The organism is Pseudomonas sp. RGB, assembly GCF_007713445.1.
Lineage (GTDB): Bacteria > Pseudomonadota > Gammaproteobacteria > Pseudomonadales > Pseudomonadaceae > Aquipseudomonas.
Genome location: NZ_VMSH01000005.1, coordinates 298,256 through 313,490, shown reverse-complemented (window position 1 = coordinate 313,490; position 15,235 = coordinate 298,256). Strand labels below are relative to the sequence as shown.

Below are 15,235 nucleotides of genomic sequence, written 5' to 3'. Positions count from 1 at the left end.
AGCCTTAGAGTAACCCCAGTTGCTCCGCTGCGGGTTCTCGATGCAAGGTCGGCAGCGGTGGCAGGCCCGGCAAACGCGCCATCAGTTGTTGATGAAAACGCAGCGCCAGTTGCGCGGCAAGGCGGTTATCCGAGGTGTGCAGGAACACATACGGCGTGCGGCCTTCCTCGATCCAACCGGCGACTTTTTCCACCCACGGCACCAGGAACGGGTCGTTGGCTTCCAGCTCCGGATGACCAATGAAACGCACTTGGGGAAACAGCGTCAGCGCGGCCGGGCGCGGCGGCACCTTGGGTTTCTTCGACTGGGCGTGCAGCACGGCGGTTGAGGTAGAGGTGCAACTGAACAGCGCCCGCGGGTCGAGGCAGATTCGCTCAACGCCACGGTCACGCAGCAGACGGTTGAGGCTGCGCTCGTCATCGCCCTTGGCGAAGAACGCCTGATGGCGCACTTCCACCGCCAGCGGGCGCTCCAGTCCATCAATAAAACCGGCCAGTTCACCCAGGCGTTGGGGCGAAAAGCTCGCCGGCAGTTGCAGCCACAGAGGCGCGACACGCTCACCCAACGGGCTCATCAAGCCGACAAAACTTTCCGCTGCCGGCAACTGCTCAAGCAGGTCGCCACTGTGGCTGATGTCGCCGGGGAATTTGGCGGTGAAGCGAAAATCCGCGGGCATGATTTCAGACCAGCGCTGCACGGTGGCGGCCGAGGGTCGGGCATAAAACGTGGTGTTGCCTTCAACGGCGTTGAAGACTTGGGCATACAGCGAAAGGTAGTCGCTGGCGCGTGCGTCGGCAGGGTACAGGTACTCGCGCCAGGCGTTTTCACTCCAGGACGGGCAACCGATAAAGTAAGGCAGACGCATCAGATATGGATGTCGAGACCCAGCACTTCCATATCCCATTCGACAAAGCCGGCAGTGGTCAGGTAGCTGGCCAGGGCGGTAGCGACGCTTTTGCTCATGGAGCGGGGGAAGACCATGTCTTGCTGACGCGCGGGAAGACCGCTGATACGCGCGCCGGCTGAACCTTGGGCGCTGGAATGAGAACTGGCATGCGACTCGGATTGGACCTCGATGAAGTCCGGCGAATCCTCGACGGAATCGTCTACCGTCACGTTCGCCTTGCGCGGCTTACGTTTGAGAGGGTAGGACTGTGAGGAGAAGCCGTCTATACGCATACATGCAGACTCGGTATCAATGATGGCAATTTAGCGGCACTTTCCGTGGTGCGCAAATGCTCTGGTGATAACTAGAACACATAATTTGTAAAAGGTTTAAAAACGGGGCCAAATTCTGACGATTGGCGAACTTTGCCCCAAATTGCCATCATTTTTGACGTCAAATAATCCCGCGTTCAGCCTTGGTCTGCGCGACTTTATCGCGCAGATAAACCGGCGCCGCCTGATCGGCCGGAATCGCTTCGCCACGCTCGAAAGCGAAGCGTGCCAGCGTCAGCAAGTCCTGGGCATGAGGCAACATCGCAGCGTCCTGACCCACCAGCTTTACGCCGATACGCTCGCCATAACCCCAGCCAGTGCCGGCACCGAACCAGTCACCGCTGGCATCCGCCGGCAACACAGAGGACTGCGGCGATTGCACTGCTTCGACGCCCACCAGGCGCATTTCGCCAGCGTGCTCGCGGTAGCAACCCCAATAGACTTCGTCCATGCGCGCGTCAATGGCCGCGGCGACTTGCGAAGCGCCGTGTTCACGCAAGGCACGCTGGGCCAGCACTGCCAGGTTGGAGACCGGCAATACCGGACGCTCCAACGCAAAGGCCAGGCCCTGGACCACACCGATGGCAATCCGCACACCGGTGAACGCACCCGGGCCACGGCCAAAGGCAATGGCGTCGACGGCCGCGAGCGTGGTGCCCGCGTCCTCAAGCAGTTGCTTGATCATCGGCAACAGCTTCTGCGCATGCAGGCGTGGGATCACCTCGTAGTGGCTCGTTACCTTGCCATCGTGCAGCAAGGCAACGGAGCAAGCTTCAGTCGCGGTGTCCAGGGCCAGCAGGGTGCTCATGGGTGTCGGTGTCCAAGTCGAAAAAAAGTGCGCCAGTATAAACAACAACGGCCCGCAAGCGGGCCGTTGTCAGTGAAGCCGATCGATGGATCAGCTCAACGCTTGCAGCACCTTGGCGGTGATGGCTTCTACGGAGCCGACGCCAGGGATGTGGCTGTACTTCGGCTTGCCGTTGGCAGCAGACAACTTCTGGTAGAAATCCACCAGCGGCTTGGTCTGCGAATGGTAGACCGACAGGCGATGACGCACGGTTTCTTCAGTGTCGTCTTTACGCTGCACCAGGTCGTCGCCGGTGACATCGTCCTTGCCGGCCACTTTAGGCGGATTGTAGACGATGTGGTAAACGCGGCCCGAGGCTTCGTGAACACGACGACCGGCGATGCGCTGGACGATTTCTTCGTCTTCAACTGCGATTTCAACCACGGCATCCAGCTCGACGCCGGCTTTCACCAAGGCTTCGGCCTGGGGAATGGTGCGTGGGAAACCGTCGAACAGGAAGCCGTTCTTGCAGTCTTCCTGGCTGATGCGTTCCTTGACCAGGTTGATGATCAGGTCATCGGAAACCAGGCCGCCGCTGTCCATCACGCTTTTTGCGATCAGGCCCAGCTCGGTGCCGGCCTTGACGGCCGCGCGCAGCATGTCGCCGGTGGAGATTTGTGGAATGCCGAATTTTTCAGTGATGAACTTTGCCTGAGTACCTTTACCGGCCCCGGGAGCTCCCAGCAGAATGACGCGCATCGATGTGCTCCTCAATTTTTTATAGAGATGACGCTCGGATTCGCCGCGTGGGGCCAATCTCGTAAAAATATGGGTCCAGGCCGATCAAACGGCCAAAGGCTGATCAAGATACACAGCGGGCTCTATCCATACAAGCCGCCGAAAGTCGCAGGAACCCACGCCCGGCATGCGTCACAGCTCGGGTGTGCCTGAGTGCAACCTTGCCCCGCAAACGCCGACCGCCCTTTTCGGGGCGGTCGTCATGGTTTATCTGCAAGCCGTTGAGAACACGCAGAAAACTTTAACCGGTGTTGCGCAAACCGGCGGCAATACCGGCCACAGACACCAGCAGCGCCTGTTCCAGAGGGCTGTCCTGTGCGGCTTCCTGCTCACGCGAGCGCGCCAGCAACTCGGCCTGCAGCAAGTGCAACGGGTCGAGGTAGGTGTTGCGCAGACGGATGAACTCAAGGGTGTCCGGGCTGTGGGCCAGCAGTTGCGACTGGCCAGTCAGGCCAAGCACCACGCTGCACGCCTGCGACAATAGGTCGCGTAAGTGCGCACCCAATGGCAGCAGGTCCGGTTGCACCAGGCGCTCGTCATACAGGCGGGCAATATCGGCATCGGCCTTGGCCAGCACCATTTCCAGCATGTCGATGCGCGTGCGGAAGAACGGCCACTGCTCGCGCATCTGCCCCAGCAACTCGCCTTCACCCCGCTCCAGGGCCTTGCTGAGTGCTGCTTCCCAGCCGAGCCACGCAGGCAGCATCAGGCGGGTTTGGGTCCAGCCGAAGATCCATGGAATGGCCCGCAGGCTTTCGATCCCGCCCGCGCGGCGCTTGGCCGGGCGACTGCCGAGCGGCAAGCGGCCGAGCTCCTGCTCAGGCGTGGACTGGCGAAAGTACTCGACGAACTGCGGATTTTCCCGCACCACGGCGCGGTAGGCGCTGACACCGTCTGCTGCCAATTCATCCATCAAATGGCGCCAGGCAGGCTCCGGTGGTGGCGGTGGCAACAGCGTGGCTTCCAAGACGGCGGCCAGGTACAGGTTGAGGTTCTGCTCAGCGATGTCCGGCAAGCCGAACTTGAAGCGGATCATTTCGCCTTGCTCGGTGGTACGGAAACGCCCCGCCACCGAGCCCGGCGGCTGCGACAGGATCGCCGCGTGCGCCGGGCCGCCGCCACGGCCGACGGTGCCGCCGCGACCGTGGAACAACAGCAATTCCACCTGTTGTTCGCGGCAGATATCCACCAAGCGTTCCTGTGCCCGGTACTGTGCCCAGGCGGCGGCAGTGGTGCCGGCATCCTTGGCTGAGTCCGAGTAGCCAATCATGACTTCCTGCGGGCCTTGCAACCGCGCGCGATAGCCCGGCAATTGCAGCAGGGTTTCCATGACCGGCCCGGCGTTATCCAGGTCGGCCAGGGTTTCGAACAACGGCACCACCCGCATCGGCCGTTGCACGCCCGACTCTTTAAGCAGCAGTTGCACCGCCAGCACATCGGAGGCGGCGCCTGCCATCGAGATGACATACGAGCCGAGCGACGCAGCGGGCGCGGCGGCGATTTCCTTGCAGGTGTTCAACACCTCGGCAGTGTCCGCCGACGGTTTGAAGTAGCCCGGCAGCAGCGGTCGGCGATTGGTCAGCTCCTGGGTCAGGAAACTGATGCGTGCCTCTTCGTCCCAGTCTTCATAACGACCCAAGCCCAGGTAATCGGTGATTTCGGTCATCGCCGACGAATGCCGGCTGGAATCCTGGCGCACGTCCAGGCGTACCAGGAACAGGCCAAAGGTCACCGCACGGCGCAGGCAGTCGAGCAACGGGCCATCGGCGATCACGCCCATGCCGCACGCGTGCAGCGACTGATAACACAACTCCAGCGGGTCCAGCAGGTCACGGTTGTTCTGCAACACTTCGGCCGGCGCCGGGGTGTTGGCGGTCAGCGAGGTGTGCGCCCATTGGCGCGTGGCGCGCAGACGTTCGCGCAGTTGCTTGAGCAAGGCGCGATAAGGCTCGACGCTGTCGCCCACCTTGGCCTGCAACGCCGGGCTGGCCTGTTGCATCGACAGCTCGGACGCCAGGTGATCGATGTCGCGCAGGTACAAATCCGCCGCCATCCAACGTGCGAGCAACAGCACTTCACGGGTCACCGGTGCGGTGACATTCGGGTTGCCGTCACGGTCGCCGCCCATCCACGAAGCAAAGCGGATCGGCGCTGCCTCCAGCGGCAAGTGCAGGCCGGTAGCGGCGTGCAGGGCATGGTCGGCTTTGCGCAAGTAGTTGGGGATGGCGTGCCACAGCGAATGCTCGATCACCGCAAAACCCCATTTTGCTTCGTCCACCGGGGTGGGCCGTACGCGGCGGATTTCTTCGGTGTGCCAGGCTTCGGCGATCAGCCGTTGCAGGCGTTCACGGATCTGTTCGCGCTCGGCACTGGTGAGGTCGCGGTGGTCCTGCAGCGCCAGTTGCGCGGCAATCGCATCGTATTTCTGAATGAGGGTACGCCGCGCCACTTCGGTGGGGTGGGCAGTGAGGACCAGTTCAATCTCCAGTCGCGCCAACTGGCGGGCCAGCGACTCGTTGCTGTGACCTTCGCTTTGCAGGCGGGCCAGCAACTCGGGCAACACACGGGATTCGAACGGTGCCGGTTGCGACTCATCGCGCCGGTGGATCAATTGGTATTGCTCGGCAATGTTGGCCAGGTTGAGGAACTGGTTGAAGGCTCGCGCCACGGGCAGCAGTTCGTCTTCCTGCAATTGGTTCAAGCTGGCGCTGAGTTCCTCGCCGGCGGCTTGCTCGGCTACGGCTCCACGGCGGTCGGCCTTGGCGCCTTTGCGGATCTGCTCGATCTTGTCGAGAAACTCGTCGCCATACTGCTCTCGAATGGTGTTGCCCAACAGCTCACCCAGCAGGTGAACATCCTCACGCAAGCGTGCATCGATATCACTCATCAGCCAATCTCCAGCCAGAAATCCGGGACGCGCAGGGGTTCCAGAGTGCCGCCCGCGTCGGTTTCTGACAAGACACTTTAAACCTTGTGAGTTGCAGCTAGTCTCAACAGTGAGTCGCCGCGTTAACCGCGCTGGCGGCCGGACACTCATCACTGCCTGCTACTGCGAGCTCATTGAGGTTGCCATGAAGATTCGAGAACTGGCCCAGCATTGGGAAGAGAACGCCACGGGTCGCCTGACCAAGACCGAGTACGCGATTCATCTGGATGTGGAGTCTGCTGCACGGCTGGCCGCCATTGCCGAGATGTACCCCAAGCGCCACACCGAAGAACTGCTCGGCGAGCTGATCGGCGCCGCCCTTGAAGAGCTGGAAGCGAGCTTTCCCTACGTCAAGGGCCAGCACGTGATTGCCACCGACGAAGAGGGTGATCCCCTCTACGAAGACGTGGGCCCGACGCCACGCTTTCTCACGTTGTCCCGGCGCTATCTGCATGATTTGTCAGACAGTGCTGACGAACAGCAGCACTGATACACACCTGCAAAACCTCTTTCGACCCAAGTATTCCGGGCCTTTCACGGGTCCGGAGTACCTCTGCGCGCGTCGAAAGTTCCAACTTTTAAACGCTGACCATTCAGTCAGATATTTTTTTAGGCAATTCGCCATCTTCTCTGAACTTTTGAAAAAAGCCTCCGGTCACAGCCAGTAAGCCATCACTTGGAACGGCCGTTTGAATAAGTGTTTCGAGCCTTGCCGCCGAGACCCGAACCGCCGACCAGTGCCATGGATTTTGATGTTTTTCAGGAGTTACCCAATGGAGTTGAAGACGATGAAGACCAGCACTGCCAAAACCTCGTTTAACCACCTGCGCGGGCTTAAATTGGCCGCGCTGGCAATCGGCACCAGCTTCGTTCTGGCGGGCTGCGCCGGCAACCCACCGACCGAGCAATACGCCGTGACCCAATCTGCGGTCAACAGCGCTGTAAGCGCCGGCGGCACCGAGTACGCAGCTGTGGAAATGAAGTCGGCTCAGGACAAGCTCAAAGAAGCCGAAATCGCCATGCATGACAAGAACTACGACAAGGCTCGTCAGCTGGCCGAACAAGCCGAGTGGGACGCTCGCGTCGCAGAGCGTAAAGCTCAGGCCGCCAAAGCCCAACAGGCTGTGAAGGACTCCCAGAAAGCTGTTCAGGAGCTGCGTCAGGAAGGTATGCGCCCAGCTGTTATCCAACAGCAATAAGCCAACGCCCCTGATTGCATTGCACCCGAAATCGAATTGAAAGGACGACACGACTATGCGTAAACAATTGATGATCCCTGCTCTGCTGGCGATGAGCGTTGCCCTGGCGGCCTGCTCCACCCCGCCGAACGCGAACCTGGAAAACGCACGGACCAACTTCTCGGCCCTGCAGACCAACCCACAAGCCACCAAGCTTGCGGCGCTGGAAACCAAGGACGCCAGCGACTGGCTGGACAAGGCTGACAAGGCCTACCGCGACAAGGAAGACGAAAAGAAGGTCGACCAACTGGCTTACCTGACCAACCAGCGCGTTGAAGTGGCCAAAGACACCATCGTGCTGCGTGAGTCCGAAGCCAAGCTGAAAAACGCTGGCGACGAACGTGCTCGCGCTCTGCTGCAAGCCCGTGACGCCCAGATCAAGCAACTGCAAGACAGCTTGAACGCCAAGCAAACTGATCGCGGCACCCTGGTGACTTTCGGTGATGTGCTGTTCGCCACCAACAAGTCCGATCTGAAATCCAGCGGCCTGGTCAACATCACCAAGCTGGCGCAGTTCCTGCGTGACAACCCGGACCGTAAAGTGATCGTCGAAGGCTACACCGACAGCACCGGCTCCGACTCGTACAACCAGAGCCTGTCCGAGCGTCGTGCCGCTTCCGTGCAGCGCGCACTGGCTCAACAAGGCGTGGATATCTCGCGCATCGTGACCCAGGGTTACGGCAAGGAATACCCGGTTGCCGACAACGGCAGCGCCTCGGGCCGTGCCATGAACCGTCGCGTTGAAGTGACCATCTCCAACGACAACCAGCCGGTCAAGCCACGTTCTTCCGTTGCTAATTGATCGATTGAAGCAGTAAAAAAAAACCCACCTTTCGGTGGGTTTTTTTATGCCTCAGACTTCGATTTTACGGCTGCTGTCATCGGCGGGCATCATGGCCTCCATACCTTGTCGGCCCGCCATCAGTTTCTCCAGTTCCTGCGGGCCCTTCTGGTCCTCGGCGCTGCCGCCCTGAGAACCGCCCGCCGCCTTCGACAGCATGTCCATGAGCATCTTCATCGGGTCTTGCTTCTCTTGCTTCTGGGCGTCTTGAGCGCCATCCTCGCCGCCCTGCCCCAGCTTTGCTGCGCCCTGGGCCATTTCCAACATCTTACTGATCGCGCCAATTCCACCAACCATGATCACTCTCCCGGATTCGATATACGCAAGTTAACTATCAGCAACACTGACACGTCATTCAGTGGCTTCTTACGCGATACGGTTCCAGATATTTCCGTGATCATGTGGCTGCGATAAAGCGCAGGTCACTCCTGCAGTTGCGGCGTCTCCTGGCCCATGCAACGCACGGCCTGCTTCTTGTTGTTCACCAGCACGCCGCTCAAGCCTTTTTGTTCGGTATCAAACATCACCAACACACCGTCGACGCACTGCGCCACTTGCGCCGCTGGCGTGAGGGAGATTTTGTAATCCTCGCCCGGCACCGTCTTGAGCAGGGTGAAGTCGCTGAGCAGCAACGCATCTTCCGGCTTGGCGAAGTGCAGGTAGCCGTAATACCACAGGCAACCGACGGTGCCGATGATGGTGCCGACGCCGGTGAGGATCAGCGGGATCATGTTGCGTTCTTCGCTCATTGCGGGCTCTCTGACGTGTCAACGTTAGGGTTCGGGTAGTTGGGGATTTCCCCCAGGCGGCGCAGGCCATTGAAGTGCTGCGGGTCGTCCAGATAACGCAGCATCACGGTTTGCCAGGTCTTGTCGGCAAACGTCTGCACATGGCCGCCACGCGTCAACTGCAACACCCTGGGCGGCGGCGCGGCCTGATACAGGCGAATGCCATTGGCCAGCGGCACGATCGGATCATCCAGGCTATGAAACAGCAGCTTGGGTACGCCGGTCAGTTGCGGCATGGCGTTGATCGCACTGTCAGCATCGGGCACCAGCCAGGACAGGGGCACTTGAAACGGCCATGTTATCCAGGACGTACTCAGAGCGAATTGTCCTACGTCACGATAACTGGCGGGCACCCCGTCCAATACCAGCGCCTTGAGCTGCGGCTGGCGCTGCGGGTGCGCCGCCAGGTAATGCACAGCGAGTGCCCCACCCAGGCTTTGACCCAACACAATCAACGGTTGACCCTGGGTTTCGGGCGCCTTGTCGATCCAGTTGAACGCCGCATCAATGTCCTGGTAGATCGCCGGCAACGACGGCTTGCCTTCCGACAAACCGTACCCGCGGTAGTCCAGCAGCAGCACTTGATAGCCCTGTTCCGGCAACCACCAACTGCCCCCCAGGTGCCACGCCAGGTTGCCGCCATTGCCATGCAAGTGCAGCACCGTGCCTTTGACTGGCACGCCGGATTTGGCCGGCAGCCACCAGGCGTGAAGCTTTACCCCGTCGGCGGTGGTCAGGGTGACATCGCGGTACTGCAGATGGGCTTTTTCCGGCGTGAACGGCAGGCCGGGTTCAGGGTAGAACAGCAGCGAGCTGCAGCCGTTCAATGTGAGTAGCAGGCAAAGAATGCCGAGGATTCTCATCCGTTGAAGCCTCGTAAGTGGGTTGGAAATCAGTCTTAAGATCAATAGAGATCAAAGGTGGGAGCTGGCTTGCCAGCGCCCACCTTTTGATCCGGTTTTTTCAGGACTATCGCCTACAGGATATTCGAGTAATCCGCCTCGATCCGGTCCAGGCTCAAGTGGTTGAGGAAGTTGGAGAAGCACATCCACGCCGCCAGCGCGTTCATGTCGCGAAACTGCTCGGGCAGGTACTTGGGCGGCACCACCAGGCCTTCATCGACCAATTGGCGCAGGGTGCGCATGTCTTCCAGCGTGGTCTTGCCGCAGAACAGTAGCGGCACTTGTTCCAGCTTGCCTTTGCGCACGGCCAGCTGGATGTAGTTGTAGACCATGATAAAGCCCTTGAGGTAGGACAAATCCTTGGTAAACGGCAGACCGGTCGGCGTCGAGCCGCGGAAAACCCGGCTGGCATTGCCGTAGCTTTCGGCCATCTCAAAGCCTTGCTCACGGAAGAATTCGAACACCTGCAGGAAATCGGCGCCCTCCTCGACCATATGGATGGCACGGGTGCGGTTGGTCAATTTGCGCAAGCGGCTCGGGTAGGAGGCGAAGGTGATGATCTCCATCAGAATCGCCAGGCCTTCCTGGGTCACCGTGGACGACGGCGGGCCCTTGGACAGGAAGGTGCAGATCGGCTGGTTCTGGCCATTAAGCGTGGTGCCGACGTGCACCAAGCCTTCATGCACTTCCAGCGCACGCACATCGCGGTCGTTGAACATCGCATCGGCGCGGATCTTGATGTAGTCGGCGCCAGCCGCCGCGTCCGCGACAATCCCGTCGGACTCAAATACGCGGATGGTTTCTTCGGCTTCGCCAAACACCTTGTTCAGGCGGGTTTGCAGCAACGCCACTGCATCCTTGGCGGTGAGGGTCTTGGCTTCGTCCTTGAGGTCGCCACGGCCGTCGATGTTGTTCAGGTAGTCAGACAGCATCAGGCCCAAGTCGGCCAGGGTCGGATCGCCGGCGTGGAACGCATCGGAGGCGGCGCCATACAGCTCCTGGGAGATCAGACCGAAATCCTCGGTGCCGCGCGCTTCGAGCATGCGCACCACCATGCGGTATTCACGGCACATGCGCCGCATGATCTGCCCCACCGGGCTGAACTGGCCGAGGCGGCGAGTGATGTCGCGCTCGATGTTCTGGAACTCCAGCTTGACTGCGCTGGAATCGAACGACAGTGGCCGGTTCAGGTAGTAGTCGCGGTCCACGGCCGGCATCGCCTTGCCCTTGGCCTTGAGGAAACCCTGACGAATGTTCTCGTCCCACTTCACGGCGTCGAGGACGCGAATCGGTGTTTGCGCCAGCACAATGCGATCAGACAAGGTGCGTATCGTCTGCTGGTAATCGTCCACCCGGTGCTTCCTCTTTAAACGTTATTTGCCCGCGCGCTGGTAGCGCACGGCTTCAACGAACACATCGGCATTGGCCGGGTCATCCAGGTAGGCAAACACCTGGTCCATGGAGCTGTCCACCAGCACGCCGGCGCCTTCGACCGTGTCGACGGTGCTGCCGTGCAGCACGTGTTGGCCGATGGCTTGGTGGATCTGCTCAAGGTCGAGGTTGTAGACCACCAATTCAGGCTTTTTGTCGCCTTCGCTTTCAAAGTCAAAGCCGGCGAGGATGAAATGCCCACCCAGTTTGTCCGGCAACGGCGCCGACAAATACCAGCGGTTGCCATGGCGCACCACGGTAAACAGGTACTCATCGCGCTGGGCCGGCTTGGCTTTAGGGTAGCTCACGGCTTTATAGCGGTGCTCGCCGACGCGCGTGATCTGCAGGTTAAGCGGCTCGCCCCAGGCATTCTTGCTCGACCAATGGCCAAGCAAGGCGGCCGGCGCAGCGTCGCGCGCCGGCAGCGGGTCCTTGAAAGTCACCAGGCAACCGCTGAGCAACAGGAACGACAGGGCGATCAACGCGACATGCCAGGCTTTCATTGCGTACTCCATCAAGTGTCGGAGCTGGCTTGCCTGCGATACAGGCGCCTCGGTGCATCAGGTAATCCAAGGCGATGCTATCGCAGGCAAGCCAGCCCCCACATAAAGCGGATAGCGCACAGGGTGTGCTAGACCGAAGCCAGCACCAAATGCATATAACGCTTGAGGATCTCAAGCATCTCTTCACCGGTCAGAGGCTCTGGGCCGCCAAGCAGGCCCTGATATTCCATCCGACCGATTATCGCCGTCAACACTTTGGCATCCTGTTGCGGCTCGCGGGAACCCAAGACCTGGAAAAACTGCCCGGTGCCCTGCAACAGAATCTGCTGATGGGACCGCACCAGTTGCGCCAGACGCGGGTTGAGCAAGGCTTCCTGGCGAAAGGCCTGCTCGGCCATCAGGTGTTCACGGCGGTTGGTCAGTTGGCGCATCACGTAGTCGGCGGTGAGCCGCGCGATGTCATCGGCCAATTGCGAGCGCGACTGCGGGCTGCCATCGCCATAGGCGACCATCTCGCGCAGCAGGCCTTCGTTGCGCACCCACAGCTTGCCCATGAAGGCAGCGCTGCGTTCCACGTATTGAGCGAAGGTATCGGTGAGCAGGTCATCGATATCCTTGAAATAGTAGGTGGTGGCCGACAACGGCACGCCCGCCTCTGCCGCCACGGCGCGGTGGCGCACGCCACGTACACCATCGCGCACGACGATGCGCATGGCCGCATCGAGAATATCCTGCCTGCGCTGCTCGCTGCCCCGCCGACTGGCCTTGCGGCCCTGGTACTGAACACTTTCAGCCACGGCAGCAGCAATGCCGGCGGCACCTTCTTGAGCCATTACGCGGTTCACGACAGATCTTCCTTTAAAGGGTGACGCGGAGCGTCACGGGCTGCGTTCCTACGCACAGTGTGGGAACGATCACCTGGCGCCGTTCTCTTGACGGCTGAATACGCCACATAAAAAAGCCGCCTTATAAAAGGCGGCTTCGGATTTCACTACGGTTACGCTTGTGGCCGCATGTGCGGGAACAAGATCACATCGCGGATCGACGGCGAGTTGGTCAACAACATCACCAACCGGTCGATGCCGATACCTTCACCGGCGGTTGGCGGCATGCCGTATTCCAGGGCGCGGACGAAGTCGGCGTCGTAGTGCATCGCCTCGTCGTCGCCAGCGTCCTTGTCGGCCACCTGGGCCATGAAGCGCTCGGCCTGGTCTTCGGCATCGTTAAGCTCGGAATAAGCGTTGGCGATTTCGCGCCCGCCGATGAACAGCTCGAAACGGTCGGTGACGTTCGGGTTGTCATCGTTGCGACGGGCCAGCGGCGACACTTCGAACGGGTACTGGGTGATGAAGTGCGGCTGCTCCAGCTTGTGCTCAACCAGCTCTTCGAAAATCATCACCTGCAGTTTGCCCAGGCCTTCGAAGCCCAGCACCTTGGCGCCGGCTTTCTTGGCGATGGCGCGGGCCTTGTCGATGTCGTTCAGGTCATCGGCGGTCAGCTCAGGGTTGTACTTGAGGATCGAATCGAACACCGACAGGCGCACGAACGGCTCGCCGAAGTGGAACACCTTGTCGCCGTACGGCACGTCGGTGCTGCCCAGGACCAGCTGCGCCAGCTCGCGGAACAACTCTTCGGTCAGGTCCATGTTGTCTTCGTAGTCGGCGTAAGCCTGGTAGAACTCCAACATGGTGAATTCTGGGTTGTGACGGGTCGAGACGCCTTCGTTACGGAAGTTGCGGTTGATCTCGAAGACTTTTTCGAAGCCGCCAACCACCAGGCGCTTGAGGTACAGCTCAGGCGCAATGCGCAGGAACATTTCCATGTCCAGCGCGTTGTGGTGGGTTTCGAACGGCTTGGCTGCGGCACCACCGGGGATGGTTTGCAACATCGGCGTTTCCACTTCCAGGAAGTCGCGCTTCATCAGGAAGCTGCGGATGTGCGCAATCACCTGCGAACGCACACGGAACGTCTGGCGCACGTCTTCGTTGACGATCAGGTCAACGTAGCGCTGGCGGTAGCGCTGTTCGGTGTCGGTCAGGCCGTGGTGCTTGTCCGGCAGCGGGCGCAGGGATTTGGTCAGCAGGCGCACGCTGGTCATTTCGACGTACAGGTCGCCCTTGCCGGAACGGGCCAGGGTGCCTTCGGCGGCAATGATGTCGCCCATGTCCCAGGTTTTCACCGAGGCCAGGGTTTCTTCCGGCAGGGTTTTACGGTTGACGTAGACCTGGATGCGACCGGTCATGTCCTGAATCACCATGAACGAGCCACGGTTGAGCATGATGCGACCGGCAACCTTGACCGGGATTGCAGCCTCTGCCAGCTCTTCCTTGGTCTTGTCCGCGTATTGCTTCTGCAAGGCATCGCAGTAGTTTTCGCGGCGGAAGTCGTTGGGGAAGGCATTGCCCTTGGCGCGCTCGGCAGCAAGCTTTTCCTTGCGCAGGGCGATCAGGGAGTTTTCTTCCTGTTGCAGGGCTTGCGGGTCGAGTTGTTGGTCGCTCATGTCTTTAAATTTTCCATCAGGTTCGTTGCCCCAGCCTGTGGCTGGGGATCGCGGGCAAGCCCGCTCCCACAGGGATCGAGGGGTGTCAGCCAATCCCGCATTGCATGTGTTACAAGCCAGATTTCAGGCTGGCTTCCAGGTATTCGTCAATGTCGCCGTCGAGCACCTTGTCGCAGTCACTGCGCTCGATGTTAGTGCGCAGATCCTTGATCCGCGACGCATCAAGCACATACGAACGGATCTGGTGACCCCAGCCGATATCCGACTTGGTGTCTTCCAGCGCCTGGGAAGCGGCGTTGCGCTTCTGCATTTCCTGCTCGTACAACTTGGCCCGCAGCATTTTCATGGCGGTGTCCTTGTTCGCGTGCTGGGAACGTTCGTTCTGGCAGCTGACCACGGTGTTGGTCGGTACGTGGGTAATACGTACGGCCGAGTCGGTGGTGTTTACGTGCTGACCACCGGCACCGGAGGAGCGATAGGTGTCGATCCGCAGGTCGGCCGGGTTGATCTCGATTTCGACCTTGTCGTCGATCTCTGGCGAGACGAACACCGCCGAGAACGAGGTATGGCGACGGTTGCCGGAGTCGAATGGGCTCTTGCGCACCAGGCGGTGCACGCCGATCTCGGTGCGCAGCCAGCCAAAGGCGTATTCACCCTTGATGTGCACGGTCGCGCCTTTGATGCCAGCGACTTCACCGGCCGACAGCTCCATGATGGTCGCGTCGAAACCGCGTTTGTCAGCCCAGCGCAGGTACATGCGCAACAGGATGTTGGCCCAGTCCTGGGCCTCGGTGCCGCCGGAACCGGCCTGGATGTCCAGGTAGGCGTTGTTCGGGTCCATTTCGTGGCTGAACATGCGGCGGAATTCAAGCTTGGCGAGGTTTTCCTCGAGACGGGCCAGCTCGGCGACGACATCGCCCACTGCGCCTTCGTCGTTTTCTTCGACGGCCATGTCCAGCAGGTCGCGGCAATCGCCCAGACCGGTGTTCAGTTCGTCGAGCGTGTCGACGATCTGTGCCAGCGCAGCGCGCTCGCGGCCCAGTTCCTGGGCGTATTCAGGTTTGTTCCAGACAGCCGGATCTTCAAGCTCGCGATTGACTTCGGTCAGACGCTCATGCTTTTGATCGTAGTCAAAGATACCCCCGAATAGTTTCGGAGCGCTCGGACAGGTCCTTGATGGTGTTAAGGATCGGGTTGATTTCCATGGCGGGCAGCACTCGTTGGCGAACTTTTGAAAGCCGACGAGTATAACGACAAACCAGCGGGAACGGCAGCCCGCTTGGCGAAAAGGCCGGATTTGTAC

Annotated in this window: 16 protein-coding genes; 3 read left to right on the top strand and 13 right to left on the bottom strand. The window is 60.4% G+C overall.

Annotated features, from left to right (window positions below; genetic code table 11):
- Nucleotides 1-4: 4 nt before the first annotated feature.
- The 5 genes from FPT15_RS13625 to ppc form a co-directional block, all read right to left on the bottom strand.
- Entirely contained in the window at nt 5-865 is an 861-nt protein-coding gene (locus tag FPT15_RS13625) for a DUF72 domain-containing protein (protein ID WP_145161805.1), read from the bottom strand.
- Entirely contained in the window at nt 865-1,179 is a 315-nt protein-coding gene (locus FPT15_RS13620) for a hypothetical protein (RefSeq protein WP_106577194.1), read from the bottom strand. Before FPT15_RS13620 ends, FPT15_RS13625 begins: the two co-directional genes overlap by 1 nt.
- Before the next feature lie 160 nt (nt 1,180-1,339).
- Nucleotides 1,340-2,026, bottom strand: a complete 687-nt coding sequence (tsaB, locus tag FPT15_RS13615) for a tRNA (adenosine(37)-N6)-threonylcarbamoyltransferase complex dimerization subunit type 1 TsaB (RefSeq protein WP_145161802.1) — start codon at nt 2,024-2,026, stop codon at nt 1,340-1,342.
- A 90-nt stretch (nt 2,027-2,116) separates the two neighbouring features.
- Complete coding sequence (gene adk / locus FPT15_RS13610; protein WP_145161799.1) at nt 2,117-2,764, bottom strand: adenylate kinase; 648 nt, start codon at nt 2,762-2,764, stop codon at nt 2,117-2,119.
- A 280-nt stretch (nt 2,765-3,044) separates the two neighbouring features.
- The gene (ppc, locus tag FPT15_RS13605; RefSeq protein WP_145161796.1) at nt 3,045-5,690 is read right to left on the bottom strand and encodes a phosphoenolpyruvate carboxylase; all 2,646 of its coding nucleotides are present in this window, start codon (nt 5,688-5,690) and stop codon (nt 3,045-3,047) included.
- A gap of 184 nt (nt 5,691-5,874) precedes the next feature.
- On the opposite strand from ppc, the gene FPT15_RS13600 reads away from it, so the two are divergent.
- The 3 genes from FPT15_RS13600 (at nt 5,875) to FPT15_RS13590 (ending at nt 7,769) form a co-directional block, all read left to right on the top strand.
- Entirely contained in the window at nt 5,875-6,219 is a 345-nt protein-coding gene (locus FPT15_RS13600) for a pilin assembly protein (RefSeq protein WP_145161793.1), read from the top strand.
- 283 nt (nt 6,220-6,502) lie between these two features.
- Complete coding sequence (locus tag FPT15_RS13595) at nt 6,503-6,928, top strand: DUF4398 domain-containing protein (protein WP_145161788.1); 426 nt, start codon at nt 6,503-6,505, stop codon at nt 6,926-6,928.
- Between the two features lie 55 nt (nt 6,929-6,983).
- On the top strand, nt 6,984-7,769 hold the full coding sequence (locus FPT15_RS13590) for an OmpA family protein (protein ID WP_106577200.1): 786 nt from the start codon (nt 6,984-6,986) through the stop codon (nt 7,767-7,769).
- A 51-nt stretch (nt 7,770-7,820) separates the two neighbouring features.
- Here the strand turns inward: FPT15_RS13590 and FPT15_RS13585 are convergent, their stop codons facing one another.
- The 8 genes from FPT15_RS13585 to prfB all read right to left on the bottom strand — a co-directional run bounded on the left by FPT15_RS13585 (nt 7,821) and on the right by prfB (nt 15,137).
- Complete coding sequence (locus tag FPT15_RS13585) at nt 7,821-8,105, bottom strand: hypothetical protein (protein WP_242194332.1); 285 nt, start codon at nt 8,103-8,105, stop codon at nt 7,821-7,823.
- A gap of 125 nt (nt 8,106-8,230) precedes the next feature.
- Nucleotides 8,231-8,557, bottom strand: coding sequence for a hypothetical protein (locus FPT15_RS13580; RefSeq protein ID WP_106577202.1), 327 nt, complete (start codon nt 8,555-8,557; stop codon nt 8,231-8,233).
- A complete protein-coding gene (locus FPT15_RS13575) occupies nt 8,554-9,459 on the bottom strand; it encodes an alpha/beta hydrolase (protein ID WP_145161785.1) in 906 nt (301 codons plus the stop codon). Before FPT15_RS13575 ends, FPT15_RS13580 begins: the two co-directional genes overlap by 4 nt.
- A gap of 113 nt (nt 9,460-9,572) precedes the next feature.
- Nucleotides 9,573-10,850, bottom strand: a complete 1,278-nt coding sequence (locus FPT15_RS13570; protein WP_106577204.1) for a flavohemoglobin expression-modulating QEGLA motif protein — start codon at nt 10,848-10,850, stop codon at nt 9,573-9,575.
- 21 nt (nt 10,851-10,871) lie between these two features.
- Nucleotides 10,872-11,432 (bottom strand): hypothetical protein, encoded by a 561-nt coding sequence (locus FPT15_RS13565; RefSeq protein ID WP_145161782.1) that lies wholly within the window; start codon nt 11,430-11,432, stop codon nt 10,872-10,874.
- Nucleotides 11,433-11,560: 128 nt separating this feature from the next.
- Complete coding sequence (locus tag FPT15_RS13560) at nt 11,561-12,277, bottom strand: TetR/AcrR family transcriptional regulator (protein WP_145161779.1); 717 nt, start codon at nt 12,275-12,277, stop codon at nt 11,561-11,563.
- A 152-nt stretch (nt 12,278-12,429) separates the two neighbouring features.
- Nucleotides 12,430-13,932, bottom strand: a complete 1,503-nt coding sequence (gene lysS, locus FPT15_RS13555; RefSeq protein ID WP_145161776.1) for a lysine--tRNA ligase — start codon at nt 13,930-13,932, stop codon at nt 12,430-12,432.
- A 109-nt stretch (nt 13,933-14,041) separates the two neighbouring features.
- Nucleotides 14,042-15,137, bottom strand: a protein-coding gene (prfB, locus tag FPT15_RS13550; RefSeq protein ID WP_096236834.1) for a peptide chain release factor 2 whose coding sequence is annotated in 2 segments (ribosomal slippage) — nt 14,042-15,064 and nt 15,066-15,137 — 1,095 coding nt in all. Because the reading frame shifts where the segments join, the coding sequence is not laid out codon by codon here.
- Nucleotides 15,138-15,235 lie beyond the last annotated feature (98 nt).

What these genes read in the sequence shown, in the direction of transcription:
- FPT15_RS13625 (WP_145161805.1), bottom strand. Translation starts at nt 865, where the DNA reads ATGCGTCTGCCTTACTTTATCGGTTGCCCGTCCTGGAGTGAAAACGCC.
- FPT15_RS13620 (WP_106577194.1), bottom strand. Translation starts at nt 1,179, where the DNA reads ATGCGTATAGACGGCTTCTCCTCACAGTCCTACCCTCTCAAACGTAAG.
- tsaB (WP_145161802.1), bottom strand. Translation starts at nt 2,026, where the DNA reads ATGAGCACCCTGCTGGCCCTGGACACCGCGACTGAAGCTTGCTCCGTT.
- adk (WP_145161799.1), bottom strand. Translation starts at nt 2,764, where the DNA reads ATGCGCGTCATTCTGCTGGGAGCTCCCGGGGCCGGTAAAGGTACTCAG.
- ppc (WP_145161796.1), bottom strand. Translation starts at nt 5,690, where the DNA reads ATGAGTGATATCGATGCACGCTTGCGTGAGGATGTTCACCTGCTGGGT.
- FPT15_RS13600 (WP_145161793.1), top strand. Translation starts at nt 5,875, where the DNA reads ATGAAGATTCGAGAACTGGCCCAGCATTGGGAAGAGAACGCCACGGGT.
- FPT15_RS13595 (WP_145161788.1), top strand. Translation starts at nt 6,503, where the DNA reads ATGGAGTTGAAGACGATGAAGACCAGCACTGCCAAAACCTCGTTTAAC.
- FPT15_RS13590 (WP_106577200.1), top strand. Translation starts at nt 6,984, where the DNA reads ATGCGTAAACAATTGATGATCCCTGCTCTGCTGGCGATGAGCGTTGCC.
- FPT15_RS13585 (WP_242194332.1), bottom strand. Translation starts at nt 8,105, where the DNA reads ATGGTTGGTGGAATTGGCGCGATCAGTAAGATGTTGGAAATGGCCCAG.
- FPT15_RS13580 (WP_106577202.1), bottom strand. Translation starts at nt 8,557, where the DNA reads ATGAGCGAAGAACGCAACATGATCCCGCTGATCCTCACCGGCGTCGGC.
- FPT15_RS13575 (WP_145161785.1), bottom strand. Translation starts at nt 9,459, where the DNA reads ATGAGAATCCTCGGCATTCTTTGCCTGCTACTCACATTGAACGGCTGC.
- FPT15_RS13565 (WP_145161782.1), bottom strand. Translation starts at nt 11,432, where the DNA reads ATGAAAGCCTGGCATGTCGCGTTGATCGCCCTGTCGTTCCTGTTGCTC.
- lysS (WP_145161776.1), bottom strand. Translation starts at nt 13,932, where the DNA reads ATGAGCGACCAACAACTCGACCCGCAAGCCCTGCAACAGGAAGAAAAC.